We start from the raw sequence: 26834 nt of genomic DNA, 5'->3' as shown, positions 1-26834 counted from the left end.
AATGGCCGAACTCTCCCTGATCGAGCGCCTGTTCGACGTCATCGAAAACGACATCGTGCCCAAGACCGCCGAGGGCGTGACGAAGGGCAACAAGCTGTTCGGCGCGGCACTGCTGGCCAAGGACGACCGCTCGCTGGTCATCGCCGAGACCAACAACGAGCTCGAGAACCCGCTCTGGCACGGCGAGATGCATTGCCTGAAGCGCTTCTACGAGATGCCGAAGGCGGATCGTCCCGACACCAAGGAACTGATCTTCCTGTCGACGCACGAGCCCTGCTCGCTCTGCCTGTCGGCGATCACCTGGGCCGGCTTCGACAATTTCTACTACCTCTTCAGCCACGAGGATTCGCGCGACAGCTTCGCCATCCCGCATGACCTCAAGATCCTGAAGGAGGTCTTCACGCTGGAGCCGGGCGGCTACAACGCCGAGAATGCCTACTGGAAGAGCTTCTCCCTGCGCAAGCTGGTGCGCGAGCTGCCCGAGGCCGACCGCAAGCGGCTGGAGCAACGCGTCGCGAAAATCTCGAAGCTCTACGACGAGATGTCGGAGACGTATCAGTCGAGCAAGGCCGACAACGACATCCCGTTGAACTAGCTCAGCGCCTTGCCGCCTTGGCGTAAACCTCGAGGCGGTCCCGCCGGCCTATGGCGATGACCAGCACCACCAGCTTGTCGTCTTCGACCTCGTAGACGAGGCGATAGCCAGCACTGCGCAGCTTGATCTTGTAGCGATCCTTGGCGCCGTGCAGCTTGGCCGAGGGGACGCGCGGGGTCTCGCAACGCTCCTTCAGCTTCTTGCGGAACTGCTCGCGCGTGTTGGCGTCGAGCGCCTTCCATTCCTTCAGCGCGGTTTCGAGGAACTCGACCTCATAGGGCATCAAGATCGACCCGCACGCGCTTCTCGCCCTTGCGGGCGTCGGCCATCGCGTTGAGTTCGATATCCTCGAGCCGTTCCATCATCGCCTCGAACGCCTTCGCCGGCACGCAATAGAAGGCCGGTTCGTTGCGGTTGAGAATGGCGACAGGGAAGCCTTCCCCGGCTGCCACCGTGCCCATCGGGTTCTTCTTCAGTTCCGAGACGCTGGCCGTGACTTCGGCGAGAACTGTATTCGGCATGTTCATAGCCCCTTTTCGAAAGCTATAATTAGTACCTTTAACAGGTCTTTTCAATCTGCTGTGTCCTGCGGCCGTTGATGACGTTTCCACGCTAGCCAGCGGCGATGCCGGCGTGCACAAATGGCGAAGCACAAGACTGGAATGCTGATGAAGACCATCACCGAATTTCCGCGCGACATCGTCGAGTTTCCCGACATGGGCATCGTCATGCCCGACGGCACGCGGCTGTCGGCGCGGGTGTGGATGCCGGCGGACGCCGACCAGGACCCGGTGCCGGCCATCCTCGAGCACCTGCCCTACCGCAAGCGCGACGGCACCACGACGCGCGATTGCCTGACCCATCCCTATTTCGCCGGCCACGGCTATGCCTCGATCCGCGTCGATATGCGCGGCAACGGCGATTCCGAAGGGCTGATGGAGGACGAATACACCGACCAGGAATGGCAGGACGCCTGCGACGTCATCGCCTGGGCGGCCGCCCAGCCCTGGTGCAACGGCAAGGTCGGTATGATGGGCATCTCCTGGGGCGGCTTCAACGGCCTGCAGGTCGCCGCCCTCCAGCCCAAGGCGCTCAAGGCCGTCATCACGCTCTGCTCCACCGACGACCGCTACGCCGACGACATCCACTACAAGGGCGGCCTGCTGCTCAACGAGAACATGGGCTGGGGCGCCACAATGCTGTCCTACTCGTCCCGCCCGCCGGATCCGGCACTCGTCGGCGACAAGTGGCGCGACATGTGGCTCGACCGGCTGGAGCACGAGCCCTTCCTGCCCGGGGTCTGGCTGGGGCACCAGCGGCACGACGCCTACTGGAAGCGCGGCTCGGTCAACGAGGACTATTCCGCCATCAAGGCCGCGGTTCTGGCCGTCGGCGGGTGGGGCGACGCCTACAAGAACACCGTCTCGCGGCTCGTCGCGAACCTGAAATCGCCGACCAAGGGCATCGTCGGCCCGTGGATCCACAAATACCCACACTTCGCCGTGCCGAAGCCGGCGATCGGCTTCCTGCAGGAGGCGCTGCGCTGGTGGGACCACTGGCTGAAGGGCAAGGACACCGGCGTCGAGGACGACCCGGCGATGCGGCTCTACGTCATGGATTCGGAGCCGCCGCGCGACTGGTATCTCGAGCGCAAGGGCCGCTGGATCGCCGAACGGCGATGGCCGTCGCCGAACATCGTCGCCAGGAGCCTCTCGCTCGGCGCAGGCGGTCGCCTGGCCGAGGCCGCCAGGCTCGACGCGCCAGTGACGATCGCCTCGCCGCAGGACTGCGGCATGGACGGCGGCGAATATTGCGCAATCTGGCTGGGACCGGAATTGCCGGGCGACCAGCGCCACGACGACCGGAAGTCGGCCTGCTTCGACGGCCCTCCGCTGCAGGCGCCAATGGACATCGTCGGCAGCCCGGTGATCCGGCTGAAGCTCGCCGCCGACCGCAAACGCGCGATGGTCGCGGTGCGCCTGTGCGACGTCCAGCCCGACGGCGCCTCGACGCGCATCACCTATGGCGTGCTCAACCTCTGCCACCGCAACGGCCACGAGTTCCCCGAAGAAGTCGTGCCGGGCGAGACGTTTGAGATCGCCTTCAAGCTCGACGACATCGCCTACCGCATTGCTGCGGGCAACCGGCTGCGCGTCGCCGTCTCGTCGACCTACTGGCCGCTGGTCTGGCCGTCGCCGGAAGAGGTGACGCTCACGATCCACGACGGCGCGATCGACCTGCCGGTACGCCCGCCCAGTGAGGGCGACGAATGGACCTTCGAGGAGCCCGAGGGTGCGGCGCCCTGGCAGATCGAAACCCTGCGCGAAAGTTCGAACAGCCGCAGGATCGATCGCGACGAAGCGACCGGCAAGGTGACGCTCGCCATCGTCGACGACTTCGGCGAAATCCGCGACATCGACCACGGTCTGGTCATCGGCGACGTCGCCCGCGAGACCTGGACAATCCTCCCCTCCGACCCGCTCTCGGCCCATGGCGAGACCCACTGGACACAGACATTGTCCAGAAACGACTGGGCCGTCCGCACAGAGACCTTCACGACGATGCGCTCGGATGCGATGAATTTCCATCTCACGGGCCGCATCGAGGCTTACGAAGGCGAAAAACTGATCTTCGAACGCGATTTCGACGAAGTTATCCCCCGCGACGGGATCTGACGCTCGCGGCCATTTGGTCCAGAAGCGACATGCCGATTGCGCCATGCGATGTCGTAATCGGTCTTGCCGCTGTCCTTACGTGCGGTCAATATCGGCATCAGAAGTCGAGCCATAACGACCGCCAGAGTGAGGAGCCTTCCAATGTCCGATGAACTGGAATTCCTGAGCCGTCATGTCGCTGTAGGCAAATTGAGCCGGCGCGACTTCCTGGGCCGCGCCGCTGCCCTTGGCGTCTCAGCAGCATTCGCCAACACGCTTATGTCCAACGCCGCCAGGGCCGAAGGCCCGGTCAAGGGCGGCATCCTTCGCGCCGGCATGCAGGGAGGTGCTGCAACCGACAGCCTCGACCCGGCATCCTGGTCGAGTCAGGTTCCCTATTTCTTCGGCCGCCAGTGGGGCGAACAGCTGGTGCAGATCTCGCCGACCGGCGAAGTGCATCCCGCCCTTGCCGAGGAGTGGGGCGCATCCGACGATGCCAAGACCTGGACCTTCAAGATCCGCAAGGGGGTGCAGTTCCACAACGGCAAGGAGATGACCCCTGACGACGTGGTGGCGACCATGGAGCGCCACTCGGACGAAAAGGCGAAGTCGGGCGCCCTCGGCCTGATGGGCGGCATCGCCTCGGTCAAGAAAGACGGCCAGAACGTCGTCTTCACGCTCAAGGAGGCCAATGCCGACCTGCCCTTCCTGCTCGACGACTACCACCTGATGATCCAGCCCAATGGCGGCAAGGACAAGCCCGACGCAGGCATCGGCACCGGCCCCTACAAGGTCACAGTCAACGAGGCGGGCGTGCGGCTCGGCGGCGAGAAGTTCGCCAGTTACTGGCGCGACGATCGCGGCTTCGCCGATCAGATCGAGATCATCGTCATCAACGACGCCACGGCCCGCACCTCGGCGCTGCAGGGCGGCCAGGTCGACATCATCAACCGCGTCGAGCCGAAGATCGTCGAACTGATCAAGCGCGTGCCGGGCGTGGTCATCCGCAACGTCGCCGGCCGCGGCCACTACGTCTTCATCGCCCACTGCAACACCGCGCCCTTCGACAACAACGATCTCCGGCTGGCGCTGAAATACGCGCTCGACCGCGAGGAGATGCTGCAGAAGATCCTGATGGGCTACGGCTCGGTCGGCAACGACACGCCGATCAACAAGGCCTATCCGCTGTTCACCGAGATGGAGCAGCGCAAGTACGACCCGGACAAGGCGGCCTTCCACTACAAGAAGTCCGGCCATTCCGGCTCGGTGCTGCTGCGCACCTCCGACGTCGCCTTCCCGGGTGCAGTCGATGCCGCCCAGCTCTACCAGCAGAGTGCCGCCAAGGCCGGGATCACCATCGAGGTCAAGCGCGAGCCGGGCGACGGCTACTGGTCGGAGGTCTGGAACAAGCAGCCCTTCTCCGCCTCCTACTGGGGCGGGCGGCCGACGCAGGACCAGATGTATTCGACCGCCTACTATTCCAAGGCCGACTGGAACGACACGCGCTTCTTCCGCGAGGACTTCGACAAGATGCTGTTCCAGGCACGCTCCGAACTCGACAAGGACAAGCGCAAGAAGATCTACGCCGACATGGGCCAGATCGTCCGCGACGAGGGCGGGGTCATCACGCCGATGTTCAACGACTTCATCGACGCCACCAGCGCCAAGGTCGGCGGCTGGGTCGATGACGGCAACCAGGAGATGATGGGCGGCTACGCACTGTCCAAGTGCTGGCTCAACGCGTGAGATCGGCCACGCCCGCATGTCCAATCCGATCCTGAAACTGATCGCCCAGCGCATCGCGCTGGGCCTTCTGCTGCTTCTGGCCGTTTCGGTCCTGATCTTCGCCGGTACGCAAATCCTGCCCGGCGACGTCGCCCAATCCATTCTCGGCCAGTCGGCGACGCCCCAGGCGCTCGCCAACCTGCGCGAGTCGCTCGGCCTCAACGACCCTGCCTATGTCCGCTACTTCAGGTGGCTGGGCGGGGTGCTGACCGGCGACCTCGGCACGGCCCTGTCCAGCCGGCAGGACATCGCCACAGCCATCGGCGGGCGCCTCAAGAACACGCTGTTCCTCGCCTTCTGGGCGGCGGCCGTTTCCGTGCCGCTGGCGATCCTGCTCGGGCTGCTGGCGGTGCGCTACCGCAACGGCTTCATCGACAAGGCGATCTCGGGCCTGGCTCTGGCCTCGACCTCGCTGCCGGAGTTCTTCGTCGGCTACCTGCTCGTCTATTTCTTCGCCGTGAAGTGGCAGATCTTCCCCGGCATCTCCACCGTCTATGACGGCATGCCCTTCCTCGAGCGCATGAAGGCGATCGCCCTGCCGGCGACAGCACTCACGCTCGTCGTGCTCGCCCACATGATGCGCATGACGCGCGCGGCGATCCTCAACGTCATGCAGTCGGCCTACATCGAGACGGCCGAGCTCAAGGGTCTGTCGCCCTTCGACATCATCCGCAAGCACGCCTTCCCCAACGCGATCGCACCGATCATCAACGTCGTCATGCTCAACCTCGCCTTCCTCATCGTCGGCGTCGTCGTGATCGAGGTGATCTTCGTCTATCCCGGCATGGGGCAGTATCTCGTCGACCATGTCGCCAAGCGCGACGTGCCTGTGGTGCAGGCGGTGGGGCTGATCTTCGCCGCGGTCTATATCGGCCTCAACATCGTCGCCGACATCGCCGCCATCGTCGCCAACCCGCGCCTCCGGCACCCGAAATAGGACGGCGCCATGCGAGACCTCAAACGCATTCCCATCGGCGCCTGGATCGGCCTGATCCTGACTGCGCTGTTCCTGATCGCGGCCGCCTTCGCGCCGTGGATCGCCCCCTACGGCAAGGCCGACATCGTCGGCGACGTCTGGGCGCCGGCCAGCGGCCAGTTCCTGCTCGGCACCGACAATCTCGGCCGCGACTTGCTCTCGCGCATGATCTACGGCGCCCGCACGACGATCTTCATCGCCGTGCTGGCAACGGCGCTGTCGTTCTCGCTGGGCTCGATCCTCGGCTTCACCGCCGCGGTCGTCGGCGGCTGGTTCGACACCACCATGTCGCGGCTGGTCGACCTCCTGATGGCGATCCCGACGCTGATCTTCGCGCTCGTGGTGCTGTCTGTGCTGCCCTCGACGCTGATGACGCTGATCCTCGTCATGGGCATCCTCGACGCCACCCGCGTCTATCGCCTGTCGCGCGCGGTGGCCGTCGACATCAACGTCATGGACTTCGTCGAGGCGGCCAAGCTGCGCGGCGAGGGCAAGGGCTGGATCATCTTCCGCGAGATCCTGCCCAACGCGCTCTCCCCGCTCGTCTCCGAGCTCGGCCTGCGCTTCATCTACGCGGTGCTGTTCCTCTCCGCGCTGTCCTTCCTTGGCCTCGGCGTGCAGCCGCCGGACGCGGATTGGGGCGGCATGGTCAAGGAGAACAAGGACGGCATCGTCTTCGGTATCCCTGCGGCGCTGATTCCCGCCGCGGCGATCGCAGCACTCGCCATCTCCGTCAACCTCGTCGCCGACTGGGTGCTCAACCGGACGACCGATCTCAAGGGGGGCCGCGGCAATGGCTAGGACACCCAAGCCGGCAGCCGGCTCGGACATGCTGCTCGACATCCGCAACCTCCGGCTCGAGGCCAAGGTCTACCCGCCCGGGGAGGCGCCCAGGACGATCACGCTCGTGCACGACGTCTCGCTCAGCCTGCATCGCGGCAAGGTGCTCGGCCTGATCGGCGAATCCGGCGCCGGCAAGTCGACCATTGGGCTGTCGTCGATGGCCTATGGCCGCGGCGGCGTGAAGATCACCGGCGGCGAGATCATCCTCAACGGCCGCGACATCCGCAAGGCCGGCACGTCCGGCGTCCGCGCCCTGCGCGGCCGCGAGGTCTGCTATGTCGCGCAGTCGGCGGCGGCGGCCTTCAACCCCGCCCACCGGCTGATGGACCAGGTGGTCGAGGCCTCGGTGCTGCACGGCGTCTGCAGCCGCGAGGAAGCGGAGAAGCGGGCCGTGGCTCTGTTCAGGAAGCTCAGCCTTCCCGATCCGGAGAACATCGGCAGGCGCTTCCCGCACCAGGTCTCGGGCGGCCAGCTGCAGCGCGTCATGACCGCCATGGCACTTTGCTCCGAACCCGACCTGATCGTCTTCGACGAGCCGACCACCGCTCTCGACGTCACCACCCAGATCGACGTGCTCGCCGCGATCAAGGAGGCGATCCGCGACACCGGCGTGGCGGCCCTCTACATCAGCCACGACCTCGCCGTGGTCGCCCAGGTCGCCGACGAGATCATGGTGCTCAGGCACGGCAAGCTGGTGGAATGGGGCGGCACGCGCCAGATCATCAAGGAGCCGCGGCAGGAATACACCACCGCCCTGGTCGCCGTGCACGAGATCGCGCACGAGGAGAAGAAGCCGAACGCCGCCCCCTTCCTGTCGGTCAAGAACGTCACGGCGGCCTATGCCGGCGGCAGGATCAAGGTGCTGAAGAACGTCTCGGTCGACGTCCTGCCCGGCCAGACGCTCGCCGTCGTCGGCGAATCCGGCTCCGGCAAGTCGACGCTGGCGCGCGCCATCACCGGGCTGTTGCCGCCCGAGCAGGGCAGCATAAGCTTCGCTGGCCGGACGCTCGGCAACCGGCTGGCGGACCGCACCCGCGACGACCTGCGCGAGCTGCAGATGATCTACCAGATGGCCGACGTGGCGATGAACCCGCGCCAGACGGTGGCGACCATCATCGGCAGGCCGCTGGAGTTCTACTTTGGCATGGGCGGCAAGGAACGCGACGCCCGCGTCGCCGAGCTGCTCGACAAGATCGAGCTGGGGCGCGGCTTCGCCGACCGCTATCCGGCGGAGCTTTCGGGCGGCCAGAAGCAGCGCGTCTGCATCGCCCGGGCGCTGGCGGCCAAGCCGCGCCTGATCATCTGCGACGAGGTCACCAGCGCGCTCGACCCGCTGGTCGCCAACGGCATCCTCAAGCTGCTGCTCGAGCTGCAGCAGGAGGAAGGCGTGGCCTACCTCTTCATCACCCACGACCTGGCCACGGTGAAGTCGATCGCCGATTCCATCGCCGTCATGTATCGCGGCGAAGTGGTGCGCTACGGGCCGAAGTCCCAGGTGCTCAAGCCGCCCTTCGACGCCTATACCGACCTGTTGCTCTCGTCGGTGCCGGAGATGGAGATGGGCTGGCTGGAAAAGGCCATCAAGGGCCGGAGGATGGCAAGCGCGGGAAATTGAGGGGCGCGCAACAATATTCTTGTGTAAGTCGCGCTCCTTCCCACCCCCCCTCTGGCCTGCCGGCCATCTCCCCCACAAGGGGGGAGATCAAGCCTTCATCGGCGCCGGCCACAATCACCAACATCGCAAAGGGCCAAATTATGCCCGGCGATCACAATTGTCGGCATCCTGGAGGATGAGCACCGGCGGTGACGCGACTGATCACCCCCCTTGTGGGGGAGATGGCCGGCAGGCCAGAGGGGGGTGCGAAGGAGCGCTACCTCCTCACCACACCCACTCGCCACGCCCCAGCGCGGCGACCGCATCGACGACGCGGGTGAAGCTGGCGCGGGCGCGGCCCACCGAATGGCGCGCGCGCAGGTAGCCGTGCACCAGCCCTGGCTCCTCGAACCAGAAGGCTTTTCCGCCGGCGGCGACCACGCGTTCGCCATAGGCCTCGCCGTCGGAAGACAGCGGGTCGCATTCGGCGGTGATGATCACCGTCGGCGGCAGATTGGCGAAATCGGCGTCGGCCAGCGGCATGAGCGTGATGTCGCCGGTGCGGTCCTCGCCGCCGGTGCGGATGTCCTTGTAGAATTCGAGGTCGCGCATCGTCAGCATCGGCGCCTCGGCATGCCGGACATAGGAGCCGCGCGACTGGTCGCCGCCGAGCCCGGGATAGATCAGCACCTGGCCGACCGGCCGGCGCTCGTGCCCGCGCGTGGCGTGGCTGACGGCGGCGGCGAGGTTGCCGCCGGCGCTGTCGCCGGCGAGCACGACGGGCTGCGCGTGGGCCTCGATCGCCCATTCGAACGCGGCCATGGCGTCGTCGAAGGCCGCCGGATGCCGGTGCTCGGGCGCAAGCCGGTAGTCGACGGACACCACCTCGTAGCCCGTCCGGCCGCAGAGCTCGGCGCAGACGTCGTCATGGCTGTCGAGCCCGCCGAGAATGAACCCGCCGCCGTGGAAATAGAGCACCACCGCCTCCGGCGTCGTGCCGGCCAGGCGGTAGATGCGGATCGGGATTTTCCGCCCCGGGGCGGCGATGGCGGTCGTCTCGGCCGCAACGCCCTCGGGATAGCCGGCGAAGAACTCGCCGCACATGCGGTCGTAGATATCGCGCTGCTGGTGAACCGTGTAGTCGATGGTATCGGGCGGATAATAGGAGTTGGTCCGCTCGATGAAGGCCCAGGTCTCGGCGTCGATGAGTTTGGCGTAGTCGGTCATTGGCGCGAACCTCGGTCGAGGTAGCGCTCTACGTCGCTCCCCTCTGGCCTGCCGGCCATCTCCCCCACGAGGGGGGAGATCAGGCTGCCGCCGACGTCGCGACCAATCGCAAGCTTCCCAGATGTACGCCGCGTTGCGAAGCCGAGGAGCTTGGCGCGAGGCCGACGCGACTGATCTCCCCCCTCGTGGGGGAGATGGCCGGCAGGCCAGAGGGGGGCGCGAGAGAACGCAGTCATCTCCACGAACCTACTTCCCCTTCCACACCGGGTCGCGCTTTTCGGCGAATGCCTTGAAGCCCTCGAGATTGTCTTCCGAGGCGTAGAGTTCGTCCACCGTGCGGAACTGGCGCTTGGTGATGCGGTTCATCGTTTCCTGGAAGCCCATCACCTCGGCGGCGCGGGCAACCTCCTTGATCGCAGCGAAAACCAGCGGCGGCCCGCCGGCCAGCAGCCGGGCGATCTCCCAGACGCGGTCCTCGAGCTTGTCGGCCGGCAGCACCTCGTTGACCAGGCCCCAGCGATGCGCCTCGGCCACGTCCATCCAGCGGCCGGTGAGCAGAAGGTCCATCGCCACATGATAGGGGATGCGTTTGGGCAGCTTGATGGTGGCGGCGTCGGCAAGCGTGCCGGCGCGGATTTCCGGCAGCGCGAAGCTCGAATGATCCGAGGCGTAGATCAGGTCGCAGGACAGCGCCAGCTCGAAGCCGCCGCCGACCGCCATGCCGTTGACGCAGGCGATCACCGGCTTGTTGAGGTCGCGCAGTTCCTGCAGCCCGCCGAAGCCGCCGACGCCATAGTCGCCGTCGACCGCATCGCCGTTTGCCGCGGCCTTCAGGTCCCAGCCGGCCGAGAAGAATTTTTCGCCCGCCGTTTTTACGATGGCGATGCGCAAGCCCTCGTCGTCGCGGAAGGCCTTGAAGGTTTCGCCCAACAGCCGCGACGTGGCGAGGTCGATGGCGTTGGCCTTGGGCCGGTCGAGCGTGACCTCGAGGATCACGCCTTCCTTTCGGGTTTTCACGACGTCGGACATTTTCACTCTCCTGCGCTTGCGCTCCCCTCCCCCTTGAGGGGAGGGTGTCCGGACGCAGTCCGGACGGGTGGGGTCGTCAAAGCTGGGCACGGCGTGTTGGCGGTGCCTCCCGAGGCTACCCCCTCTTGGCGCTTCGCGGCCACCTCCCCCTCGAGGGGGGAAGAACAAACCAGCAGCGCATCCGCGATCCAGGCGCCCTGCCCTTCCCCACAGACGATCAGCGGGTTGATGTCGAGCTCCTCGATCGCATCGGCATGCTCCAACACGAATGCGGCAATGGCCATGATCGCATCGATGGCGGCATAGACATCCCCCCGTTGGCGGCCGCGGTAGCCGTCGAGCAGCGGGAACATCTTCAGCCGCTTGAGCGCCGCCTCGACCTCGCCGCGCGAGACGGGAAGCAGCAGCGTGGCGCTGTCCTTGAGGAGTTCGACCAGCACGCCGCCGGTGCCGACGGTCATGACAGTACCGAACAGCGGATCGCGCACGACGCCGACGATCAGCTCGGCCACGCCGCCCGAGACCATCTTCTCGACATAGAGGCCGCTGCCCAGCGGCAGCAACGCGGCGGCAGCCGCGCCCACATCCTCGCCGGTCCGCAGATTGAGCCGCACCGCGCCCAACTCGCTCTTGTGAGCGACGCCCAGCGCCTTGAGCGCGACGGGATAGCCAAGCGCCTCGGCCGCTGCGATTGCTTCCGCTACGGTCGATGCACGATGGCCAGACGGAACGGCAAGGCCAGCGTCTCGAAGGAGGGATTTGGCTGCGGCTTCGTCGAGGGTCTGCGGAGTTCTGGCAGCCAACGTCGCCGAGGCAGCCCTCACCGTCTCGGGCTCCGCCCGAGCCACCTCTCCCCCACTGCGTGAGGGAGAGGAACCGCCAGTCATGGAGCTCGCGCCATCTTCAGGTTCGATTCCTCTCCCCCGGGCAGGGGGAGAGGTGTCGAGCGAAGCGAGACGGTGAGGGGGTGATTTCTCGCCCACCTTGGCAGCTGTCGGCCTCCCCCACGCTTCTCCGATCGTCGCCGCAGCCTCGGCCGCGTCCATCGCCTCGGCGATGCCCTGCAACGGCACGATGCCGCGCGCAAGGAGATCCGCGGCGTGCTCTTCGGTCAGGTTCTCCGACATCGACGCCACCACGGCGCCGCGCGCGCCATTGGCCTTCAGTGCCGCCTCGAAGGCGCGCACGGTCGGCCACCAGTCGGCGTCCGAGCAGCGATCGTTGCGCGGGAAATCCAGCACCAGCACGTTGAGGTCGAAACCACCCGATGCCATTGCCGCGAAGGTCGCGGTCATCGCCGGTTCGTCGTTCCAGATGAAGGTATGGTAGTCGAGCGGATTGGCGACCGCCACGAAGGCGCCGAGCGTCGACTTGATCCGCGCATGGTGCTCCGGCGTCAGCGCGGGGAAACGGAGCCGCCGGCCCTCGGCGCTGTCGGCCATGACCGAAGCCTCGCCGCCCGAGCAGCTCATCGACGACAGCGAAAAACCCGGCAGCGGGCCGACCGCATGCAAGAGCTTCAGCGTCTCGAGCAGCGACGGGATGGTGTCGACGCGGGCAATACCCAGGCGCTTGAGGAAGGCATCAGACGCCGCGTCGGAACCGGCCAGCGACGCCGTGTGCGAGATCGTCGCCTTGCGCGCCTGCTCGGAGCGGCCGACCTTCATGGCGACGATCGGCTTGCCCAACTCCCGCGCGCGCGCAGCCAGCCGCTCGAAGCCGTCGACGGTGTCGAAGCCCTCGATGTGCAGCCCGAGGCACGAGACCCGCTCGTCCTCGATCAGGCCCAGCGCCATCTCGGAGAGACCCGTCTGCGCCTGGTTGCCCGCCGTCATCAGGAAGGCGACCGGCAGGCCGCGCTTCTGCATGGTCAGGTTGCAGGCGATGTTCGACGACTGCGTGATGATGGCGACGCCGCGCCCGCCGGGCGCCAGCCGCTGGCCGCCATGCTGGTCGGGCCACAACAGCGCGCCGTCGGCATAGTTGATGAGGCCATAGCAGTTGGGTCCGATGACCGGCATCGCGCCCGCCGCCGCCACCAGTTCCCCCTGCAGCCGCTCGCCGTCGGCGTCGTCATTGCCGGCTTCGAGAAAGCCCGAGGCGAAGCAGATCGCCCCGCCCGCGCCGCGCGCCGAGAGCTGCGCGATCACCTCGATGGTCAGGAAGCGGTTGACACCGATGAAGGCCGCGTCGGGTGCAGCGGGCAGCTCCGCCACCGAGCGGAAGGTCCTGATGCCCTCGACCTCGTCCTTTGTCGGATGCACCGGCCAGATGTCGCCGGCAAAGCCCATTTTCAGGCACTGCCTGACCACGGCCGCTGCCTGCGAGCCGCCGAACACGGCGATCGACTTCGGCCGCAGCAGCCGTTCGAGGCGGCTCTTGCCGGGTTCGGGCGGCGCCGGCTTCGGGGTGGGGGTAGATGAAGTCGAGCCAGACATATTTACCCCCACCCGGCCCTGCGGGCCATCCTCCCCACAAGGGGGAGGGTCGAACCAGGAAGCCGCGACATCATCCGCCCACCGCCCTGAGCAGGGCGCGCGAGATGATGTGCCGCTGGATTTCGGACGTTCCTTCCCAGATGCGCTCGACGCGGGCGTCGCGCCAGATGCGCTCGAGCGGCAGGTCGTCCATCAGGCCCATGCCGCCATGGATCTGGATCGCCTCGTCGGCGACGAAGGCCAGCATCTCGGTGGCCTTGAGCTTGGCCATCGCCATGTCCTGGTCGGTGACCGTGCCCTGGTCGTATTTCCAGCCGGCCTCCATCACCATCAGCTCGGCTGCCTTGAGCTCGGTCGCCATGTCGGCGAGCTTGAACGACACGCCTTGGAACTTGCCGATCTGCTGGCCGAACTGCTCGCGTTGGGCCGCGTATTCGACCGCGTGGCCCAGCGCCCGCTCGGCGCGGCCGAGGCAGGTGGCGCCGACCTGCAGGCGCGTCGCGCCCAGCCAGCTGTTGGCGACCTCGAAGCCCTTGTGGACCTCGCCCAGAACCTGGCTCGCCGGCAGCCGGCAGTCGTCGAACTCCAGCACCGAATTGGTGTAGCCGCGATGCGAGACGTTGCGATAGCCGTCGCGCACGGTGAAGCCGGGCGTGCCCTTGTCGACGAAGAAGGCGGTGATCTTCTTGCGTTTCCCCCGCGGCGTGTCTTCCTCGCCCGAGGCCATGAACACGATGGCGAAATCGGCGAGGTCGGCGTGGCTGATGAAATGCTTGGTGCCGTTCAGCACCCAGTCGCCGCCCTTTTCGACCGCGGATGCCTTCATGCCGCGCAGGTCGGAGCCGGCCCCCGGCTCGGTCATCGCGAGACAGTCCGACTTCTCGCCGCGGATGCAGGGAAACAGGTACTTTTCGCGCTGCTCCGGCGTACCGGCGAGCAGGATGTTGGACGGGCGCGCCACGCAGGTCCAGTGCAGCGCATAGTTGGCGCGGCCGAGTTCCTTTTCGTAGAGCAGCCAGGTCAGTGTATCGAGCCCGGCGCCGCCGACGTCCGCCGGCATGTTGGCGGCATAGAGCCCGGCGGCGATCGCCTTTGCCTTGATCTCCTCGATCAGCTCGCGCCGGAGGTGGCCGGTGCGCTCGACCTCGCGTTCATGCGGATAAAGCTCGTTCTCGACGAAGGCGCGCGTCGTGTCGACGATCAGCTGCTGTTCCTCGGACAGACCGAAATGCATCGTCTCAGCCCTTCTTCTTGGCCGCGGCCTTCTTCGTTGCCTTCTTCACCGGCTTGGCAGCCTTGGCCTTTTCGGCCGCCTTCGACACCTTGGGCTTGGCCTGCGCGGCGAGCTGCCGCGTGTAGTCCTTGTAGAGCGCGCCGGCGCCCCAGCCCTTGCCCTTGTTCTGCTTCGACAGCGCATCCATGATCGCCACGAGATTGTCGTCGCGGATCTTCTCCAGCTCGCGGATCGACCACTTCGACGACTGGTCGTCCGATTGGGTCGCGATCAGGTCGACTAGCTCGTCGTTGAATTCCGGCACGTCCATCAGCTTGGTCCACGGCCATTTCAGGCAGGGGCCGAACTGGGCCATGAAGTGGCGCATTCCCGCCTCGCCGCCGGCGACGCGATAGACCTGGAACATGCCCATCTGGGCCCAGCGCAGGCCGAAGCCGTAGCGCATGATGTCGTCGAGTTCCTCGACCGAGCAGATGCCGTCCTTGATCAGCCACAGCGCCTCGCGCCACGCCGCCTCCAGCAGGCGGTCGCCGACGAAGGCCTCGATCTCCTTGCGGATGACCACTGGCTTCATGCCGATGGAGGCATAGATTTCCTTGGCGACCTCGATGGCCTCGGGGAAGGTCTGGGCGCCGCCGACGATCTCGACGATGGGCAGCAGGTAGACCGGGTTGAACGGATGGCCGACCACCAGCCGCTCGGGATGCTTCTTCATCGCCACCTGCATGTCGGACGGCTTGATGCCCGAGGTGGACGAGCCGACGATCGAGTTGGCCGGCGCATATTGGTCGATCTCGGCCAGCACCCTGTGCTTGAGATCGAGCCGTTCCGGCACGCTTTCCTGGATAAAGTCGGCGTCGGCCACGGCTTCCGCGATGGTCTTGGCGAAGGTCAGCTTGCCCTCCTTGGGCAGGCCGCCAGGCACCATCTGCTTGTAGGCGCGGCGCGCGCCCTTCATCACCTCGCCAACCTTGCGGGCGGCCTCCGGGTCGGGATCGAAGATCGACACGTCGATGCCGTTGAGCAGCAGCCGCGCCACCCAGCCCGCGCCGATCACCCCGCCGCCGATGGCGGCCGCCTTGGAAATTGTCATTGTGTGAACTCCGGGAGAGCCGCTGGAATTGAATGGAAATTGGGATCGAGGAGCTTCGTCACGCCCCCCTCTGGCCTGCCGGCCATCTCCCCCTCAAGGGGGGAGATCAGACCGTCATCAACCCCGTTGCCAATCACCAACTTGGCAAAGCCTATCCTTGCGACGGTGCAGGATGGGTACCGCCGGCGACGCGACTGATCTCCCCCCTTGAGGGGGAGATGGCCGGCAGGCCAGAGGGGGGTGCTTCGCGCTTCCATGCTACGCCGCCAGCGGCGCGCGCTTCACGAGGTTCAGCTTCTTGCGCACCTCTTCCGGCCCGATGACCCGCGCGCCGAGGGTCTCGACGATGGTCACCGCCTTTTCGACCAGCTGCGCGTTGGTCGCCAGCACGCCCTTGTCGAGCCAGAGATTGTCCTCGAGGCCGACGCGTACGTTGCCGCCGGCCAGCACCGCCGCCGCCGCATAGGCCATCTGGTTGCGGCCGAGCGAGAAGGCCGAGAAGGTCCAGCTCTTCGGCACGTTGTTGACCATGGCCATGAAGGTGTTGAGGTCATCAGGCGCGCCCCACGGCACGCCCATGCACAGCTGCACCAGCGTGTCGGGGGCTAGCACGCCCTCCTCCACCAGTTGCTTGGCGAACCAGAGATGGCCGGTGTCGAAGGCCTCGATCTCGGGCTTCACGCCCATCGCGGTCATCATGCCGCCCATGGCGCGCAGCATGCCCGGCGTGTTGGTCATGACATAGTCGGCCTCGGCGAAGTTCATCGTGCCGCAGTCGAGCGTGCAGATTTCCGGCAGGCACTGGCGCACGTGCTCGACGCGGTTCGAGGCGCCGCCCATGTCGGTGCCGGCTTCCTTCAGCGGCAACGGGTTCTCGACGCCGCCGAACACCATGTCGCCGCCCATGCCGGCGGTCAGGTTCAGCACCACGTCGACGTCTGCCGCGCGGATGCGCTCGGTCACCTCGCGGTAGAGATGGATGTCGCGGCGCGGCTTGCCGGTTTCGGGATCGCGGACGTGGCAGTGGACGATCGCCGCGCCCGCCTTGGCCGCCTCGATGGCCGAGTCGGCGATCTGCTTGGGCGAACGCGGCACCAGATGGCTGCGATCCTGCGTGCCGCCGGACCCGGTCACGGCACAGGTAATGAAGACCTCGCGGTTCATCTCGAGCGGCATCGCATTCCTCCCATACGAAACATCTGTCGCGATCATCGCGCCGCTTGCGTGCATCTGTTTTGCGTTTTACGAAATCCAAATGGCCAAGAGCGAAAAACCGACAATCTTTCGCAGCGAGCGCGCCTCGCTCAGGGTGACGATGCTGGTCTTCTCCGGCGCGTCCATCATGTGCGTGGCCTCCGCCATCGATCCGCTGCGCGCCGCAAACCGCATCGCCGGCGAAACACTGTTCGATTTCCGCCTCGTCTCGGCCACCGGGCAGCCGGCGGTCACCACCTGCGGCCTGCCGGTAGCCGTATCCGGCGCCTTCGATCCCGGCGAACCGTGCGACGTGCTCGTCGTCATCGCCGGCTTCGGCACGCAGGGCTACGCCACCTCCAAGCTGCTCGGCGGCCTGCGCCGCGCCGCCCGTGGCGCGCGGGCGGTCGGCGGTGTCGAGGCCGGCACCTGGCTGGTCGCCCGCGCCGGCCTGCTGGACGGCAGAGCCGCGACCACGCACTGGGAGGATCTGGAGGACTTTTCCGTGGCCTTTCCCGAGGTCGACGTGCGCCCCGACCGCTACATCATCGACGGTCCCGTCTTCACCTGCGGCGGGGCCGCGCCGACCTTCGACCTGATGCTGCATCTGGTGCGGTCGCGGCTCGGCATGGCGGTGGCGCTCGATGTGGCCAGCGTCTTCATCTACGACCAGTCGCGTGCGGCAACCGATGCCCAGCCGCTGGTCTCGCTCGGCCGGCTCGACGGCTACGACCCGCGGCTCGCCCAGGCGATCCGGCTGATGGAGGCGCATGTCGACCGGCCGCTGACGATCGAGGCGATCGCCAAGCGCGCCGGCGTGACGGCGCGCACGCTCGAAAGCATCTTCCGCGGCTCGATCGGCGAAACGCCGGGCGCCTACTATCTCAGGCTGCGCCTGAGTGCCGCCCGCAGGCTGGTGGTGGACACCCGCGTCAGCATGGCCGAAGTGGCCGAGCGCACCGGCTTCTCCTCCGCCGCTGCCTTTTCCCGCAGCTTTTCGCGGGCCTTCGGCACCGCGCCGGTGAGGATGCGGCGGGCGTAGTTGGCGCTCTGCCGGAGCCGCCTGTGCGCTTCAGACCCCCCACCCTCAATCCCTCCCCACAAGGGGGAGGGAGGCTTTGCTTCGCGCCATGCGATCCAATGGTGAGCCCATCTCGCTGGGCGCGACCAGCGCCGGAATCCCCCTCCCCTTGTGGGGAGGGGTTAGGGGTGGGGGTAACCTCGTATGCGCTGGGTCAGGAGAAGGGTGCCGGCGACCATGGGAAGCTCTCAGCCTCGCTTGCGAAGGATCCAGTCCACCGCACCGGTCAGGTCGTCGACGACCGCGGTCGGATGCGGGGCGAAGCGGCCCTCGTCGCCCGGCCGGTACTTGCCCGTGCGCACCAATAGCCCTGCCCCCAGCCCTGCCCGCAACGCGCCGGCGACGTCGCTCTCCATGTCGTCGCCGACCATGACGGCATCGCCCGGCCCGCAGCCCAGGCCGGCAAGGGCGGCGTGGAAGAAGTCGCGCGAGGGCTTGCCGAGCACGATCGCCTGCTTGCCGGCGGCGAACTCGAGCGCGGCAATGAAGGCCCCGGCATCGAGGCTGAGGCCGCCGTCGGCGTCCTTGAAGGTCCGGTTGGTGGCGAGCGCCAGGAACTCGGCGCCGTCGACGAGCTGCCGGAAGGCGCCGTTCATCGCTGCGTAGTCGAAGGCCTCGGCGGCGTCGCCGACCACGACGGCCTTCAGCTCGCCCGTGGGGACGCCGGAAAACTCCGCTTCGAGATCCGGATGCACGAGCAGATGCGGACTGCAGCCATGCGCCGTCAGCCATGCGACCGCGGCGTTCGCCGGCGTCAGCAGTTCGCCATCCGACACGGCGATGCCGAGCCCGGCCAGCTGCGCCACGATCGCCTGTCGCGGCGAGCGCGTGGTGTTGCTGACGAAGCGGATGGGCAGGCCGGCATCGCGCAGCCGCGCGATCGCCTCGACCGCGCCCGGGATCGGCGTGTCGCCGTCATAGACGACGCCCGAAAGATCCAGGAGCACCGCGCGTATCATCCCCGGAGGATGGCTGACCATCCTCCGTTCGTCAAACGCAGCGGCAAGGGGCTATGCCGCGTCGCGGCCCTCGTGGTCGATCCGCGCCCGCATGCTCTCGGCGAGCACGAGTTCGAGCCGCTTGGCCACTGCCCGGCTCCATTCGTCGGACAGTTCGGTCTCCGTGACCGGCGGCAGCGCCATCAGGCGGTCGACGATCGAAACGGCCTCCGACTTGTCGAGGAGAGCCTCGATCGCCGGATCGTGGTTTTGCGTGGTGAAAGTCTTTTGTTCCCGTCTCATGGGACACTAAGTGGCTGATTCGACTGGCGCCATGAGGGCGAGAAAGGGGCAATTCGGGGGCAAGGTGTGCCCCCGCCGGAACCTCAACCGCCCGTGCCCCACCCACGAACGGCGCGTGGGGCCCAACGGCTTCGGACAGCCGTTCCCGGAAGGCGCCGTCAGACGTAGCGGTTGACGACGTTCTCCAGATATTCCTGCCGCCCCGACTTCGGCTGCGGCTCGATGCCGTCCTTGACCACGCGCGCGGCGATATCCTCGAGGCTGCGCTCACCTGCCAGCATCGCCTTGGCCTCGGCCGAGTTCCAGCCGGCATAGCGGGCGTCGAGCGGGCCCGACAGTGCCTTGTCCTCGATCATCTTCGCCGCAGCCTTGAGGCCACGGGCGCAGGCGTCCATGCCGCCGATATGGGCGACCAGCAGGTCCTCGGGGTCGAGCGACTGGCGGCGCAGCTTGGCGTCGAAATTGGTGCCGCCCGTCTTAAAGCCACCACCCAGCAGCACCTGGTAATAGGCCAGCGCCATCTCCGGCACGTTGTTGGGGAACTGGTCGGTGTCCCAGCCCGACTGGTAGTCGTTGCGGTTCATGTCGATGGAGCCGAAGATGCCGAGCGCATTGGCGGTCGCCAGCTCGTGTTCGAACGAGTGCCCGGCCAGGATGGCATGGCCCTGCTCGATGTTGACCTTCACCTCCTTCTCCAGCCCGTACTTCCTGAGGAAGCCGTAGACGGTGGCGACGTCGTAGTCGTACTGGTGCTTGGTCGGCTCCTGCGGCTTCGGCTCGATCAGGATCGTGCCGGTGAAGCCGATCCTGTGCTTGTAATCGACGACGAGATTGAGGAAGCGGCCGAGCTGGTCGAGCTCGCGGCCCATGTCAGTGTTGAGCAGCGTCTCATAGCCCTCGCGTCCGCCCCACAGCACGTAGTTCTCGCCCTTCAGCCGCTTGGTGACGTCGATGCAGTGCTTCACCGTGGCTGCCGCATAGGCAAAGACGTCCGGGTCGGGATTGGTCGCGGCACCCGCCATGAAGCGGCGGTTGGAGAACAGGTTCGCCGTGCCCCACAGAAGCTTGACGCCGGTCTTGGCCATCTTGGCCTCGAAATGGTCGGCGATCTCGTCGAGGCGCTTGGCACTCTCGGCGAAGGTCGCGCCCTCGGGCCGCACGTCGGCATCGTGGAAGCAGTAGTAGGGAACGCCCAAGAGCGAGAACAGCTCGAAGGCGACGTCGGCCTTAAGCTTGGCGCTGTCCATCGTCTCGCCGAACCAGGGCCGCTCGAAGGTCTGGCCGCCGAACGGGTCGCCGCCCGGCCAGGCGAAGCTGTGCCAGTAGGCGACGGCGAAGCGCAGATGGTCTTCCAGCCGCTTGCCGAGGACCACCTCGTCGGCATCGTAGTGCCGATAGGCCAGCGGGTTGGTGCTGTCCGGTCCCTCATATTTGACGGGCTTGATGTCGCCGAAATAGCCGGTGCTCATGGGAGAACTCCTTTCAGTGAGTACGCATCGCCGCCCGTTCCGGGGCCGCTGCCGAAATTCCGAATTCGATTACCTCAGGCGTAATTGGTTCCAGTCGTGCCTGCTGCGACAAAGGCCGCGTCAACCAAGACGAACCCGACGGAGAGCAGAAATGACCGACTACAACGCCATCACTGACGCCTACTTCGCCGCCTGGAACGAGACCGACGCAGCCGTCCGCAAGGCGAAGATAGACGCCGCCTTCACCTCCGGCGTCAGCTACCGCGACCCGATCATGCAGGGCGACGGCCATGGCGGCATCGACGCGCTGATCGCCGGCGTGCACAGCCAGTTCCCCGGCTTCCGCTTCAAGCTGAAGGGCAAGGCCGACGGCTTCGGCGACACCATCCGCTTCTCCTGGGGCCTTGGCCCCGACGGCGTCGACGCGATCGTCGAAGGCACCGACTTCGCCACCATCGAAGGCGGCCACCTGAGCGCCATCACCGGCTTCCTCGACAAGGTGCCGGGCTGAAACTCGGTCGGCGCTCACGTCGTCCCCCGGATCGCCGGATAGAGCTTGCGATAGCGCTGGTAGGCCTCGTCATAGGCGCCTGCCAGTGCCGCCACCGGCTCGATGGTTTCGGCGGTCGCCGGCGGCGTGCAGACCTGATGCGGGTCGGGGCCTTCGGCGGCGATGAGGCCGAGCCGCGCGGCACCGAAGGCGGCGCCGAAATCGCCGTCGGCGGGAATGTCGACCGGCAGGCCGAGCGCGGTGGCGATCGACTTCAGCCAGTAGCGCGAGCGCGACCCGCCGCCGATGGCGGTCACGCGCGTCAGCGATGTCCCGGCCTTGGCCAGCGCCTCCAGGCTGTCGCGGAAGGCGAAAGCCACGCCTTCGAGCACGGCCTGGGTCATCGCCGCCCGGTCGATTTCATGCGCAAGCCCCGTGAACGAGCCGCGTATCGCCGCATCGTTGTGCGGGGTGCGTTCGCCCGAGAGATAGGGCAGGAAGGTGACGCCCGACGGCGCGCGCAGTTCGTCGCCCAGCTCGCGGGTCAGTTCGGCAGCATCCTTGCCGGTGACGTTGCACAGCCAATTGAGCGAGTCCGTCGCCGACAGGATGACGCCCATCTGGTGCCAGGCATTGGGCAGCGCATGACAGAAGGTATGCACGGCACTCTCCGGATTGGGCAGATAGGCGCCGTTGGCGGCAAACAGCACGCCCGACGTGCCGAGCGACACGAAGGCGGCGCCCGGCTTGACCGTGCCCATGCCGCAGGCCGAAGCGGCGTTGTCGCCGGCGCCGCCGGCGATGACCACGCCCTGCCCCATGCCCCATTTCGCCGCCAGTTCGCCGCGCAGCGTTCCGGCCCGCTCCGTGCCCTCGACCAGCGACGGCATGTGCTCGGCGCCGAGGCCGGTGGCGGCCAGAAGCTCCGGCGACCAGCGCCGCGCCGCGACGTCCAGCCATGACGTGCCGGCGGAGTCGGACATTTCGGAGATGTACTCGCCCGACAGCCAGAGACGCAGATAGTCCTTGGGCAGCAGCACCTTGGCCACCTTGGCGAAGATGTCGGGCTCGTTGGCCTTCACCCAGGCGAGCTTGGGCGCGGTGAAGCCGGGGAAAACGATGTTGCCGGTCATCTTGCGGAAGCGCGGATCGGCATCGAGCGCCGCCGCCTCGGCAAAGCTGCGCGTGTCGTTCCACAGGATGCACGGGCGCAGCACCTTGCCAGAGGCATCGAGCAGCGTCGAGCCATGCATCTGGCCCGACAGGCCGATGCCGTGCACGGCGGCGATTTCGCTAGGATGTGCCGCCTTGAGTTCGGCGACCGCCTCTTCGGTGGCGCGGATCCAGTCGGCCGGGTCCTGCTCGGACCAGCCGTGATGCGGCCGCGACACGTCGAGCGCACCATGGCCGGAACCGATGATCTTCTGGTCGGCATCCATCAAAAGCGCCTTCACGCCTGACGTGCCGAGATCGAGCCCGAGATACATGCCGTTCCTCCCGAATGAGCGACGCGGACGCAAGGCCAGCGCCCATCCTCTCACGTCATTGGCCGGCCTTCGTCGCCAACAGGCTGAACGCCCGGCCACCTGCCCGCTCCTCCACGGACGATGCTTAATAGCAAACATTCCCGGGTCGGGTCGACATTTATTTCGGAACTCGCAAAAAATAAATCGAGCGCCTCGCCGACGCCCTTCGCTCTCAGTCAGCCATGGGCGAGAAGCGCCGCGCGCTGCACGAACAGGCCCGACAACGGGCTTGCCGGCCGCGCATGGTTGCGCTCGGTGGCGAGCCGCACTGCCAGCGCGTCATTGCCGTCACGCAGGGCCGCCTCGATCAGCGTCAGCTCGATCACGTCGCGCTGGGCATGGCTGCCGCCAAAGCGGTGGGCGATGGCCCTGACGGGTTCGAGCAGCCGCACCGTCTCGCCGTACCTCCCCTCGCCGAAGGCCTTGACCGCCAGCGTGACGGGGTGGCCGACGTCGCGGGTGAAGGCGGCATTGTCGTCGTCGCGCGCGATCGCCTCGCGCTGGGCCTCGAGCATCGCTTTGGCCGGCGCTTCGAGCCCGGCGCCGACGAAAGCCATCATCGCATGCGCGTCGTTGAAGGCGTAGTTGCCGGCGGCAGCCTTCGGCGCCCAGTTGGCGGCAAGGCTGGCCCAGCGCCCGCCGACATCGACACCGCCGAGATGCAGCCGCCACAGGATCGCCGAGGCGTCGACCATGTTGAGCGCCAGCTTCGACTGCGCGCCGTAGATCGGCCCGTCGTAAAGCGCCAGCACCTCGTCGGTCTCGCCGAGATCGTAGTGGAACAGCGCCAGGTGCCACCAGTTGTGGACCTGCAGAAAGCTCTCCTTCGTCCAGGCGTCGACATTGCCGCGCATCCAGGCGATGCCGTCGCCCTGGCGGCTCTGCATCTCCATCACATGCGCCACCGCATGCTGGGCCCAGCCGTCGCGCGGCTCCAGCGCCACCGCCTCGCGGCCGAGCGACTCCGCGGTCTTATAGTCGCCCATCTCCTCGAAGCCGAAGGCCTGCATGCCGAGGATGGCGTGATAGCCCGGCATGCCCCTGCCCCACGAGGGCATCGCACGCGCGATGCGGTCGCGCAGCATCGGCGCATTGCCGGTGAAGAAGTCGATCTGGTGCCCGGCCTGCAACGCCAACGCATCGGTCGGATGCTCCGCCGTCAGCTCTGCGAGGATATGCCCGGCCTCGTGCCAGTGCCCGCCGGCAAGACGGCCGAGGGCTGCGACATGCGCCTTTTCGCGCGCCGTTGCGACGAGCCCGGCTGCCGTCTGGTGACAATCCCGCGCCACGACCATCGCCTCGCACTCGGTCGACAGGCCGTAGAGCCAGCCCTTCAGCACATGCGCCATGACGAAGTCGGGTGCAGCCGCGATCGCCTTGTCGGCCGAACCGACCGGATCGCCGACGAAACGCTGCAGTTCGCTCACTCCGCGCTCGTAATACGCAGCCGCCGCCGCGTCGGCGCCGCTCAGCGCAAGACCGAGCCCGTCCTTCACCATGGCCGATCCTTCACGATGACAATGTCCCTCAATGCCCGGAGCGGGCGGCAGCCGCCGCGATGCCGGCGCCGACCAGCAGCGTGCCACCGGTGCGGTTGAAGATGCGGATGGCGCGCGGATTGGACACGACTCTTCGAGCCCGCGCGGCCACCAGCGCATAGCCGAAGGCATTGGCGAAGGCGAGCGTCAGGAAGGTCAGCTCGAAGACCAGCATCTGGGTCCAGAAGTCGGCGCTGCGGTCGAGGAACTGCGGCAGGAAGGCGACGAAGAAGGTGATGCTCTTGGGGTTCAGCGCCGTCACGATCCAGGCATGCGCCATCATCTTGGCGGCGGATGCCGCATCCGTGCGCGGCTTGGCGTCCAGCGCACCACCGGCACGGAACAGCTTGATGCCGAGATAGATGAGGTAGGCCGCGCCGATCCACTTGAGGATGGTGAAGACGGCGGCGGAAGCCGCGAGCAGCGCGCCGATGCCGAGCATCGACAGCGTCATCGCGGTGAAGTCGCCCAGCGCCACGCCGATCGCCATCGGCAGTGCCGTGCGCCAGCCCTGGCCGAGCGCATAGGAGACGACCAGGAGGATGGTCGGCCCGGGGATCACGAGCAGCACGGCGGATGCGGCGGCAAACGCGGCCCAGCTTTCGAACGACATGGCGGTCTCCCTGTTGACCGGCGATCAAGCTCCGCCGCGGCACTGTTGTAAAGCCCTTAACGGGGAGGCCCCGGCATTCACCCTTTTTCAACCATGAATGCTGAAAATGCAGTCTATCGGGCCGGAGTTCGTTCGGCCGTCCGCGTAACCAGTGGAATTGTGCCGTGTCGAAATCGCCTGTCTTGCCCAGGTCCGGCCCAGCCGGTCATCGCGACCCGAAATCCGCCTCGCGCCGTAGCGTCCTTTTCGGCATCGGTGCTGCCGGCCTGCTCGCCGGCTGCAGCCGCACGCTCGACATGGAGATGCTGCAGGTGCCGGAAATGGGGCTCGACACCACGCCGACCGGTTCGATCCGGCCGAGCATCAGCGTCGACAAGCAGGTCACCAGCCCCGAGCTGATGTACGCCTCCTTCACCGACGAAGGCTATCAGCTGCCGGAGATCCCCTTCGCCAAGGTCGATCCCAAACTCCGCCGCCAGATCGTCGTCGATCCCACCGGCGAAGCGCCAGGCACCATCGTCGTGCGGCTGCAGGAGAGGTATCTCTATCTCGTCCAGACGGGCGGCGACGCCATCCGCTACGGAGTCGGCATCGGCCGCGACGGCTTCCGCTGGTCCGGCCGCGCCAACATCCAGTACGGCAAGAAGTGGCCGACCTGGACGCCCCCGCCTGAGATGATCGCCCGCAAGCCGGAGCTGGAGAAATGGCGCGGCGGACAGCCCGGCGGCCTCGACAACCCGCTCGGGGCGCGTGCGCTCTACATCTTCCAGGACGGCCGCGACACCGGCTACCGCGTGCATGGCTCGCCCGAATGGTGGACCATCGGCCAGGCCATGTCGTCGGGCTGCGTGCGCATGATCAACCAGGACGTCATCGACCTCTTCAGCCGCGTCCACGGCAAGAGCCCGATCGTCGTCGGCTAGGGCGGCCGTCCCCAGGCCGCTCCATCTCTCCCATTGCGTCCCTTGCCGATAAGGACGAAAGTTTCCCGATATCATTGGGGAGGATGACCACCATGCCATCGACATTCGTGATCGCGCAGGGCGGCGGACCGACCGCCGTCATCAACCAGACCATGGCCGGCGCGGTGCTCGAAATCCGGCGCCGCCATCCCAAGGCCCGCATCCTCGGCTCGCGCCACGGCGTCCGCGGCATCCGCGACGGCGACTATGTCGACCTGACCGACATCGCCGAGGAGCAGCTCCTGCGCATCGCCGCCACCCCTAGCGCGGCCCTGGGCAGCACCCGCGACAAGCCGGATGCGGCCTATTGCGAGGTCATCCTCAAGGGCCTGAAGAAGGCCGATGCCCAGGCCTTCATCTATATCGGCGGCAACGACACCGCCGGCACCCAGCAGATCCTGACCGACGCGGCCCAGGGCAGCATGGCCTTCGTGCACGCGCCCAAGACCATCGACAACGACCTCGAGGAAAACGACCACGTTCCGGGCTTCATCTCGGCCGCCGAATTCGTCGCCGGTGCCTTCCTCAGCGTCGATCTCGATTTCCGGGCGCTGCCCGGCATCTATGTCGGCATCGTCATGGGCCGCCATGCCGGCTTCCTCACGGCCGCGGCCGCGGCCTGGCGCGACGACGACGGCGACGGCCCGCACCTCGTCTACGTTCCCGAGCGGGCCTTCTCGGTGCCCCGCTTCATCGACGACGTGAAGGCGACGCTCGCCCGCCACCGCCGCTGCGTGGTGGCCGTGTCCGAAGGCGTCACCACCGAGGACGGCCGCGCCCTGGTCGAGAGCATCGTTCCCGCCGACAAGCTCGAGCGCGATGCCCACGGCAACATCAAGCTTTCCGGCAGCGACCTGCCGCGCGCCTTCGAACAGGCCCTGGCCGAGGGCCTGCCCGGCAAGCGCGCCCGCGTCGATGCGCTCGGCTACATGCCGCGCGGCTATGTCGGCGCGGTCAACGCGGTCGACGCGCAGGAAGCCTTCGACGCCGGCGTCTTCGCCATCGAGGCGGCCGACAAGGGCGGCGGCTCGGTCGCGCTCAAATACGAGGGCGGCAAGACCGTGCTGAGGCTGGTGCCGCTTGCCAACGTTGCCGGCAAGACCCGCCACATGCCCGACGATTTCATGCTGCCCGACGCCAACCACCTGTCGGAGAAGGGGATGGACTATCTCCGCCGGCTCGTGCCCGGGCGCTTCAAGATCGGCAGGCCGTTCGTGTGAGGCCACGGCCGGGCTGGTTTTCGAAGCGCATC

The 26834-nt window shown here is 67.0% G+C and carries 24 protein-coding genes; 10 read left to right on the top strand and 14 right to left on the bottom strand.

Features of this window, described 5'->3' with window-relative positions:
• Window position 1 precedes the first annotated feature (1 nt).
• Window positions 2-595: a nucleoside deaminase gene (locus tag AmiPiv_RS06525; RefSeq protein ID WP_340036528.1), complete on the top strand. Its 594-nt coding sequence runs from the start codon at window positions 2-4 to the stop codon at window positions 593-595.
• Between the two features lies 1 nt (window position 596).
• Here the strand turns inward: AmiPiv_RS06525 and AmiPiv_RS06520 are convergent, their stop codons facing one another.
• Both AmiPiv_RS06520 and AmiPiv_RS06515 read right to left on the bottom strand, forming a co-directional pair.
• Window positions 597-878 carry a type II toxin-antitoxin system RelE family toxin gene (locus AmiPiv_RS06520; protein ID WP_340036527.1) on the bottom strand — a complete coding sequence of 94 codons (282 nt, stop codon included), beginning with the start codon at window positions 876-878 and terminating at the stop codon, window positions 597-599.
• Entirely contained in the window at window positions 868-1116 is a 249-nt protein-coding gene (locus AmiPiv_RS06515; protein WP_340036526.1) for a type II toxin-antitoxin system Phd/YefM family antitoxin, read from the bottom strand. Before AmiPiv_RS06515 ends, AmiPiv_RS06520 begins: the two co-directional genes overlap by 11 nt.
• 147 nt (window positions 1117-1263) lie before the next feature.
• On the opposite strand from AmiPiv_RS06515, the gene AmiPiv_RS06510 reads away from it, so the two are divergent.
• From AmiPiv_RS06510 to AmiPiv_RS06490, 5 genes are all read left to right on the top strand, one after another.
• Complete coding sequence (locus AmiPiv_RS06510; protein WP_340036885.1) at window positions 1264-3270, top strand: CocE/NonD family hydrolase; 2007 nt, start codon at window positions 1264-1266, stop codon at window positions 3268-3270.
• A gap of 141 nt (window positions 3271-3411) precedes the next feature.
• A complete protein-coding gene (locus tag AmiPiv_RS06505) occupies window positions 3412-4995 on the top strand; it encodes an ABC transporter substrate-binding protein (RefSeq protein WP_340036525.1) in 1584 nt (527 codons plus the stop codon).
• Window positions 4996-5011: 16 nt separating this feature from the next.
• Window positions 5012-5971 carry an ABC transporter permease gene (locus AmiPiv_RS06500; RefSeq protein ID WP_340036524.1) on the top strand — a complete coding sequence of 320 codons (960 nt, stop codon included), beginning with the start codon at window positions 5012-5014 and terminating at the stop codon, window positions 5969-5971.
• A 9-nt stretch (window positions 5972-5980) separates the two neighbouring features.
• A complete protein-coding gene (locus AmiPiv_RS06495; RefSeq protein ID WP_340036523.1) occupies window positions 5981-6811 on the top strand; it encodes an ABC transporter permease in 831 nt (276 codons plus the stop codon).
• The gene (locus tag AmiPiv_RS06490) at window positions 6804-8468 is read left to right on the top strand and encodes an ABC transporter ATP-binding protein (protein ID WP_340036522.1); all 1665 of its coding nucleotides are present in this window, start codon (window positions 6804-6806) and stop codon (window positions 8466-8468) included. Before AmiPiv_RS06495 ends, AmiPiv_RS06490 begins: the two co-directional genes overlap by 8 nt.
• Window positions 8469-8732: 264 nt before the next feature.
• Here AmiPiv_RS06490 and AmiPiv_RS06485 read toward each other — a convergent pair whose 3' ends face one another.
• The 6 genes from AmiPiv_RS06485 to AmiPiv_RS06460 form a co-directional block, all read right to left on the bottom strand.
• Window positions 8733-9674 (bottom strand): alpha/beta hydrolase, encoded by a 942-nt coding sequence (locus AmiPiv_RS06485; RefSeq protein ID WP_340036521.1) that lies wholly within the window; start codon window positions 9672-9674, stop codon window positions 8733-8735.
• 246 nt (window positions 9675-9920) lie between these two features.
• Window positions 9921-10703 carry a carnitinyl-CoA dehydratase gene (locus AmiPiv_RS06480; RefSeq protein ID WP_340036519.1) on the bottom strand — a complete coding sequence of 261 codons (783 nt, stop codon included), beginning with the start codon at window positions 10701-10703 and terminating at the stop codon, window positions 9921-9923.
• Window positions 10704-10705: 2 nt separating this feature from the next.
• Complete coding sequence (locus AmiPiv_RS06475) at window positions 10706-13141, bottom strand: acetate--CoA ligase family protein (RefSeq protein WP_445206910.1); 2436 nt, start codon at window positions 13139-13141, stop codon at window positions 10706-10708.
• Between the two features lie 70 nt (window positions 13142-13211).
• Window positions 13212-14375 (bottom strand): acyl-CoA dehydrogenase family protein, encoded by a 1164-nt coding sequence (locus tag AmiPiv_RS06470; protein ID WP_340036518.1) that lies wholly within the window; start codon window positions 14373-14375, stop codon window positions 13212-13214.
• 4 nt (window positions 14376-14379) lie between these two features.
• Window positions 14380-15468: a 3-hydroxyacyl-CoA dehydrogenase NAD-binding domain-containing protein gene (locus tag AmiPiv_RS06465; protein WP_340036517.1), complete on the bottom strand. Its 1089-nt coding sequence runs from the start codon at window positions 15466-15468 to the stop codon at window positions 14380-14382.
• Between the two features lie 258 nt (window positions 15469-15726).
• Window positions 15727-16644: a 3-keto-5-aminohexanoate cleavage protein gene (locus AmiPiv_RS06460; RefSeq protein ID WP_340036516.1), complete on the bottom strand. Its 918-nt coding sequence runs from the start codon at window positions 16642-16644 to the stop codon at window positions 15727-15729.
• Window positions 16645-16723: 79 nt separating this feature from the next.
• On the opposite strand from AmiPiv_RS06460, the gene AmiPiv_RS06455 reads away from it, so the two are divergent.
• On the top strand, window positions 16724-17704 hold the full coding sequence (locus AmiPiv_RS06455; RefSeq protein WP_340036515.1) for a GlxA family transcriptional regulator: 981 nt from the start codon (window positions 16724-16726) through the stop codon (window positions 17702-17704).
• A gap of 227 nt (window positions 17705-17931) precedes the next feature.
• Here AmiPiv_RS06455 and AmiPiv_RS06450 read toward each other — a convergent pair whose 3' ends face one another.
• From AmiPiv_RS06450 to xylA, 3 genes are all read right to left on the bottom strand, one after another.
• Window positions 17932-18690 (bottom strand): TIGR01458 family HAD-type hydrolase, encoded by a 759-nt coding sequence (locus tag AmiPiv_RS06450; RefSeq protein WP_445206909.1) that lies wholly within the window; start codon window positions 18688-18690, stop codon window positions 17932-17934.
• 63 nt (window positions 18691-18753) lie between these two features.
• Complete coding sequence (locus AmiPiv_RS06445) at window positions 18754-18984, bottom strand: hypothetical protein (protein ID WP_340036514.1); 231 nt, start codon at window positions 18982-18984, stop codon at window positions 18754-18756.
• 158 nt (window positions 18985-19142) lie between these two features.
• Window positions 19143-20453 carry a xylose isomerase gene (gene xylA, locus AmiPiv_RS06440; protein ID WP_340036513.1) on the bottom strand — a complete coding sequence of 437 codons (1311 nt, stop codon included), beginning with the start codon at window positions 20451-20453 and terminating at the stop codon, window positions 19143-19145.
• 151 nt (window positions 20454-20604) lie between these two features.
• Between xylA and AmiPiv_RS06435 the strand changes: the two genes are divergently transcribed.
• Window positions 20605-20964 carry a nuclear transport factor 2 family protein gene (locus tag AmiPiv_RS06435; RefSeq protein WP_340036512.1) on the top strand — a complete coding sequence of 120 codons (360 nt, stop codon included), beginning with the start codon at window positions 20605-20607 and terminating at the stop codon, window positions 20962-20964.
• A 14-nt stretch (window positions 20965-20978) separates the two neighbouring features.
• Here the strand turns inward: AmiPiv_RS06435 and xylB are convergent, their stop codons facing one another.
• The 3 genes from xylB to AmiPiv_RS06420 all read right to left on the bottom strand — a co-directional run bounded on the left by xylB (window position 20979) and on the right by AmiPiv_RS06420 (window position 24620).
• Complete coding sequence (xylB, locus tag AmiPiv_RS06430) at window positions 20979-22430, bottom strand: xylulokinase (protein WP_340036511.1); 1452 nt, start codon at window positions 22428-22430, stop codon at window positions 20979-20981.
• A gap of 215 nt (window positions 22431-22645) precedes the next feature.
• Window positions 22646-23968, bottom strand: coding sequence for a tetratricopeptide repeat protein (locus tag AmiPiv_RS06425; protein WP_340036510.1), 1323 nt, complete (start codon window positions 23966-23968; stop codon window positions 22646-22648).
• Between the two features lie 28 nt (window positions 23969-23996).
• A complete protein-coding gene (locus AmiPiv_RS06420) occupies window positions 23997-24620 on the bottom strand; it encodes a LysE family translocator (protein ID WP_340036509.1) in 624 nt (207 codons plus the stop codon).
• A 182-nt stretch (window positions 24621-24802) separates the two neighbouring features.
• On the opposite strand from AmiPiv_RS06420, the gene AmiPiv_RS06415 reads away from it, so the two are divergent.
• Window positions 24803-25543: a L,D-transpeptidase gene (locus AmiPiv_RS06415; protein ID WP_445206921.1), complete on the top strand. Its 741-nt coding sequence runs from the start codon at window positions 24803-24805 to the stop codon at window positions 25541-25543.
• 92 nt (window positions 25544-25635) lie between these two features.
• Window positions 25636-26802, top strand: a complete 1167-nt coding sequence (locus AmiPiv_RS06410; RefSeq protein ID WP_340036508.1) for a diphosphate--fructose-6-phosphate 1-phosphotransferase — start codon at window positions 25636-25638, stop codon at window positions 26800-26802.
• Window positions 26803-26834 lie beyond the last annotated feature (32 nt).

The sequence above is a fragment of the Aminobacter sp. Piv2-1 genome (genome assembly GCF_037625995.1).
GTDB lineage: Bacteria > Pseudomonadota > Alphaproteobacteria > Rhizobiales > Rhizobiaceae > Aminobacter.
Note: the sequence above shows the minus strand (reverse complement) of the source record. Positions and strands in the feature narration are given on the sequence as shown.

Bases quoted from the DNA above. Each gene is read 5' to 3' on its own strand.
- AmiPiv_RS06525 (WP_340036528.1), top strand. From the start codon at position 2: ATGGCCGAACTCTCCCTGATCGAGCGCCTGTTCGACGTCATCGAAAAC.
- AmiPiv_RS06520 (WP_340036527.1), bottom strand. From the start codon at position 878: ATGCCCTATGAGGTCGAGTTCCTCGAAACCGCGCTGAAGGAATGGAAG.
- AmiPiv_RS06515 (WP_340036526.1), bottom strand. From the start codon at position 1,116: ATGCCGAATACAGTTCTCGCCGAAGTCACGGCCAGCGTCTCGGAACTG.
- AmiPiv_RS06510 (WP_340036885.1), top strand. From the start codon at position 1,264: ATGAAGACCATCACCGAATTTCCGCGCGACATCGTCGAGTTTCCCGAC.
- AmiPiv_RS06505 (WP_340036525.1), top strand. From the start codon at position 3,412: ATGTCCGATGAACTGGAATTCCTGAGCCGTCATGTCGCTGTAGGCAAA.
- AmiPiv_RS06500 (WP_340036524.1), top strand. From the start codon at position 5,012: ATGTCCAATCCGATCCTGAAACTGATCGCCCAGCGCATCGCGCTGGGC.
- AmiPiv_RS06495 (WP_340036523.1), top strand. From the start codon at position 5,981: ATGCGAGACCTCAAACGCATTCCCATCGGCGCCTGGATCGGCCTGATC.
- AmiPiv_RS06490 (WP_340036522.1), top strand. From the start codon at position 6,804: ATGGCTAGGACACCCAAGCCGGCAGCCGGCTCGGACATGCTGCTCGAC.
- AmiPiv_RS06485 (WP_340036521.1), bottom strand. From the start codon at position 9,674: ATGACCGACTACGCCAAACTCATCGACGCCGAGACCTGGGCCTTCATC.
- AmiPiv_RS06480 (WP_340036519.1), bottom strand. From the start codon at position 10,703: ATGTCCGACGTCGTGAAAACCCGAAAGGAAGGCGTGATCCTCGAGGTC.
- AmiPiv_RS06475 (WP_445206910.1), bottom strand. From the start codon at position 13,141: ATGTCTGGCTCGACTTCATCTACCCCCACCCCGAAGCCGGCGCCGCCC.
- AmiPiv_RS06470 (WP_340036518.1), bottom strand. From the start codon at position 14,375: ATGCATTTCGGTCTGTCCGAGGAACAGCAGCTGATCGTCGACACGACG.
- AmiPiv_RS06465 (WP_340036517.1), bottom strand. From the start codon at position 15,468: ATGACAATTTCCAAGGCGGCCGCCATCGGCGGCGGGGTGATCGGCGCG.
- AmiPiv_RS06460 (WP_340036516.1), bottom strand. From the start codon at position 16,644: ATGCCGCTCGAGATGAACCGCGAGGTCTTCATTACCTGTGCCGTGACC.
- AmiPiv_RS06455 (WP_340036515.1), top strand. From the start codon at position 16,724: ATGGCCAAGAGCGAAAAACCGACAATCTTTCGCAGCGAGCGCGCCTCG.
- AmiPiv_RS06445 (WP_340036514.1), bottom strand. From the start codon at position 18,984: ATGAGACGGGAACAAAAGACTTTCACCACGCAAAACCACGATCCGGCG.
- xylA (WP_340036513.1), bottom strand. From the start codon at position 20,453: ATGAGCACCGGCTATTTCGGCGACATCAAGCCCGTCAAATATGAGGGA.
- AmiPiv_RS06435 (WP_340036512.1), top strand. From the start codon at position 20,605: ATGACCGACTACAACGCCATCACTGACGCCTACTTCGCCGCCTGGAAC.
- xylB (WP_340036511.1), bottom strand. From the start codon at position 22,430: ATGTATCTCGGGCTCGATCTCGGCACGTCAGGCGTGAAGGCGCTTTTG.
- AmiPiv_RS06425 (WP_340036510.1), bottom strand. From the start codon at position 23,968: ATGGTGAAGGACGGGCTCGGTCTTGCGCTGAGCGGCGCCGACGCGGCG.
- AmiPiv_RS06420 (WP_340036509.1), bottom strand. From the start codon at position 24,620: ATGTCGTTCGAAAGCTGGGCCGCGTTTGCCGCCGCATCCGCCGTGCTG.
- AmiPiv_RS06410 (WP_340036508.1), top strand. From the start codon at position 25,636: ATGCCATCGACATTCGTGATCGCGCAGGGCGGCGGACCGACCGCCGTC.